The sequence below is a fragment of the Thiorhodococcus drewsii AZ1 genome (genome assembly GCF_000224065.1).
Classification (GTDB): Bacteria; Pseudomonadota; Gammaproteobacteria; order Chromatiales; family Chromatiaceae; genus Imhoffiella; species Imhoffiella drewsii.
This window is the reverse complement of record NZ_AFWT01000085.1, coordinates 1-4012: the sequence shown is the minus strand read 5'-3', so window position 1 is coordinate 4012 and position 4012 is coordinate 1. Positions and strand designations below refer to the sequence as shown.

Sequence of the window (4012 nt, the reverse complement as noted above, 5' to 3'; positions counted from 1 at the left end):
CAGCGCATCGCCGCCCGTGGCGGCATGGCCCTGCACCTGGCCGACTGCGCCCTCACCCGCGCCCGCCTCTTCCGCGACCGCACCGCACTCGCCGAGGCCCGCCGCCTGATCGAGGCTCACGGCTACGGCCGCCGCCTGCCGGAACTGGAGGATGCCGAGACCGCCGCCGCAACCTGGCCCCCAGCCGACCCCACTCTCGTTCCCACGCTCCGCGTGGGAATGCAGTCAGCGACGCTCCGCGTCGCGTCTACCGACCCAGCAGAAGCCAGCCCAAGCCCTCGGGACGCAGAGCGTCCAAGACCACACTCCCACGCGAAGCCTGGGAGCGAGATGGGAGCGCCGGGTGACCCGACACACGCCGCCGACGACGCCGACAAGCAAACCAAACACGCAACCCCAACCGCCAACCCCGCAGAGGGATGCTCCATGCCCCTGGACCCACTGCCCGACAGCCGCCTCGGCCTGCTCCCCATCGCCGGCTGCGACAACCCTGACCGCGACCTGGACCTCATCCTCGTCCACGGCCTCGGCGGCGATGCCTTCACCACCTGGATGGCGGACCGGAACCAGATCGAAACCCTCTGGCCCATTTGGCTCGCGACAGACCGCCCACGCCTCGGAATCTGGACCCTGGGCTATGCCGCCGACGCCTCCGGCTGGAAATCCGAGTCCATGGCCCTGGCCGACCGCGGCACCCAGGTCCTGGACCAGATGGAAACCGAGGGCCTCGGAGAACGCCCGCTGGTCTTCGTCACCCACAGCCTGGGTGGTATCGTCGCCAAGCAGGTGCTGCGCCACGCGGTCAGCTTCAACGTACCCCGCTGGCGGCGCATCGCCGAGCAGACCCGAGGCATCGCCTTCATCGCCACCCCGCACAGCGGCGCCAACCTGGCGAGCTTCGCCGAGTTCGCCAGCGCCGTCTTCCGCACCAACGAGCAGGCCAAGGAACTGGCCTCCCACAACGCCCGCCTGCGCGAACTGCACACCTGGTTTCGCGGCTTCTACAGCGAGCACCAGCTCAACTGCCGCACCTGGTGCGAACGCCGCGAGGTCCGCCCGGAGATCCCGCTGCTCGGCATCCAGCTCCCCAAGGGCCTCCTCGTCGTCGATGCCACCAGCGCCGAACCCGGCCTGCCCAACGAGGTCGCCGTCCCCCTGGACGAAGACCACATCTCCATCTGCAAGCCCAGCTCCCGCAACGCGCAGCTCTACAAGTCACTGCTGCGCTGGCTGGACGAATGTGTCAACTCACCAGCCCCGAGAGACGAGCAAAGGCCACAGGCCGCGGCACCCGAAGGCCCGACCAGCACACCGCCCCCGGAGCCGGCCCCATCAACCGCGCCCGCCGCGCCAAGCACGGACACCGCAACGGCGATCTGGCAAGAAAATCTCGACTACCTGCGCGAGCAGGATGCCATCTGCTCCGACCCCGCCCAGCGCTTCAGTCTGAAAAAGCAGATCGAAGAAGCCGAAGCCAAGCTCCGGGAACGCCCTTGACCACAAAGCGCCCCGCGTAGGTTGGGCTGAGGAACGAAGCCCAACATGAGGTTGCTGCAAGGCGCTGACCGTTGGGCCTCCTGCGTCGGCCCAACCTACAATCGATTCCCGATCCGCCAACCTGGGCGACCATTCGCCCCTGTGCTAGCCTATGTCCAGGCATAGGCCAGGCGAGGTCCCCAGCATGCACACCGAGCGGCGAGTCACCCTCTTCACCAACGGCCGCAACCAGGCCATCCGCATCCCCCGGGAATTCGAGCTGCCGGGCAAGGAGGCCATCATCCGCAAAGACGGCGAGCGCCTCATCATCGAGCCGGTGCCAGCACCGACCCTGCTCGACGTCTTGGGTACACTGACCCCGCTGGATGAATCCATCCCCGAGCCGGACGATGCGCCGCCAGAGCCGGTGGATCTCTAGGCAAGCCAGGATGCCCAAGCCAGCCTATCTGCTCGACACCAACATCCTCTCCGACCTCATCCGCCAGCCCGCCGGGCGGATCCGCGACCGCATTGCCCAGTACGGCGAAGACAGCATCTGCACCAGCATCGTCGTCGCATCCGAGTTGCGCTTCGGCGCCGCTAAAAAGGGCTCCGCGCGGCTATCCGCCCAGATGGAGGCGGTCCTAAGCGCCATCAGCATCCTGCCGCTGGACGAACCCACCGACCGCCACTATGCCGAGATCCGCCACGCCCTCGAGTCGGCCGGCACACCCATCGGCGCCAATGACCTCTTGATCGCTGCACATGCCCGGGCCTTGGGGCGAACGCTGGTCACCGCGAACGAGCGCGAGTTTCGCCGCGTGCCCGGGCTGATCGTCGAGAACTGGCTAGCGGATTGACCGTCACGATGCTGACCAAGCGCGAAAAGGAACACCAAGAAGCAGCGCAAACGCTAACGACGCCAAAAATCACCTCGGGCACCCAAAGGATCCGACGCGGTACACTTTTCCGATACCCAGAACAAGAAGCCAAAGGTTCCCCAATCATGGAAGAATCGCTGCGGGTCTTCATAAGCTACAGTCACGATTCGGACACACACCGCGAGCGCGTGCTGGCCCTGTCCGAGCGTCTGCGTCAGGACGGCATCGAGACCATTCTGGATCGCTACGTGAAAGGCTCGCCCGCGGAGGGCTGGCCGCGCTGGATGATGAACGGCCTCGACGCGGCCGACCGGGTCCTGGTCATCTGCACGCCGACCTACTATCGCCGCTTCCGTGGTCTGGAAGCGCCAGGTCAGGGCAAAGGGGTGGACTGGGAAGGGGCAATCGTCACCCTGGAGCTCTACCACGCCCGGAGCAGCACGACCCGCTTCGTCCCCCTGATCTTCGATACCGTGCACGAGGGCAGCATCCCCGAGCCGCTGCGGGGCCAGAGCTGGTATTGCCTGACCTCCGAGGCCGCCTATAAGGAGCTCTATGACGTCCTCCTCGACCAGGCGGGTGTCGAGCCGGGAGCACTGGGTCCGCTCAAAGTGAAGCTGCGGGGCCAGGGCAAGCCGCTGCAGTTCGACGATTCGGAGGACGCCGGCGGTGACGACGCGCGCGATGCGCGTCGTCCGGATGAAACGAAAGCGCCCCGCGCTGAGCTGAGCCACCTCCCCGCCGGTACCGAGCACTTCCTCGGCCGTGGGCCGGAGCTGGCGGCGCTGGACGCGGCCTGGGCCGAGGGCTCGGCAACCTCCGTGGTGGAGCTGAAAGCCCCGGGCGGGACCGGGAAGACGGCACTGGTGAAGCGCTGGCTAGACTGCAGGTTGCGCCCCGCAGGCTGGTGCGGGTCGGACCGGGTCTTCGGCTGGTCCTTCTACAGCCAGGGCACCGGGGAGGACCGGCAGGCATCGGAGGACCCCTTTCTCGCGGCGACCATCCAGTGGTTCGGCGTCCAGATCGAGCCCTCCGCCAACCCGGCCGACAAGGGCCGGGCGCTGGCGGAGCGGATCTGCACTACCCGCACCCTCCTGATCCTGGACGGCCTGGAGCCGCTGCAATACCCGCCAGGCCCCCTGGCCGGAGAGCTGCGCGCGCCTGGGCTCAAGACCCTGCTGACTCAGCTCGCCGCCGCCGGACACCCGGGGCTCTGCGTCCTCACCAGCCGCGAGTGGCTCCAGGATCTGGGCGAATGGGTGCGAACCGAGTCCAATCCGCACGGCGCGGTGCTCCGTCTGGACCTCGGCAATCTGGACGAGTCGGACGGGGCCGCCCTGCTCCACGCCCGGGGTGCCACCCGGGCCGGTGCCGCGCCCATCGGGCCGGACGACGCGGAGCTGCGCGCCGCGAGCCGGGAGGTCCTGGGCCATGCGCTCACACTCTCCCTGCTCGGGCGCTACCTCAAGCGGACCAAGGGCGGGGACATCCGCCGGCGCGACACCGTCGGCCTGGTCCCCGCCGACCGGGACGCCCGGCGCCATGCCGCCAAGGTAGTCGCCGCCTACGAGACCTGGTTCGCCCGCGAGGGCGAGACCTGCGCCCGCGAGCTGGCCGCGCTGCGTCTGCTCGGCTTCTTCGACCGCCCGGCGAGC

4 protein-coding genes are annotated in these 4012 nt (G+C 68.4%); all 4 read left to right on the top strand.

Annotation, left to right across the window (positions count from 1 at the left end; genetic code table 11):
- Positions 1–1497 (top strand): esterase/lipase family protein (locus tag THIDRDRAFT_RS22915; RefSeq protein ID WP_007043320.1); only part of this gene is annotated, 1497 nt, incomplete at its 5' end.
- Positions 1498–1681: 184 nt separating this feature from the next.
- Positions 1682–1915: an antitoxin gene (locus THIDRDRAFT_RS22910; protein ID WP_007043319.1), complete on the top strand. Its 234-nt coding sequence runs from the start codon at positions 1682–1684 to the stop codon at positions 1913–1915.
- 10 nt (positions 1916–1925) lie between these two features.
- Positions 1926–2336, top strand: a complete 411-nt coding sequence (locus tag THIDRDRAFT_RS22905) for a type II toxin-antitoxin system VapC family toxin (protein ID WP_007043318.1) — start codon at positions 1926–1928, stop codon at positions 2334–2336.
- A gap of 146 nt (positions 2337–2482) precedes the next feature.
- On the top strand, positions 2483–4012 hold a 1530-nt coding region (locus THIDRDRAFT_RS22900), incomplete at its 3' end, for an SEFIR domain-containing protein (RefSeq protein WP_007043317.1).

Excerpts from the sequence above, each read along its gene's own strand:
- THIDRDRAFT_RS22910 (WP_007043319.1), top strand. The coding sequence starts at position 1,682 with ATGCACACCGAGCGGCGAGTCACCCTCTTCACCAACGGCCGCAACCAG.
- THIDRDRAFT_RS22905 (WP_007043318.1), top strand. The coding sequence starts at position 1,926 with ATGCCCAAGCCAGCCTATCTGCTCGACACCAACATCCTCTCCGACCTC.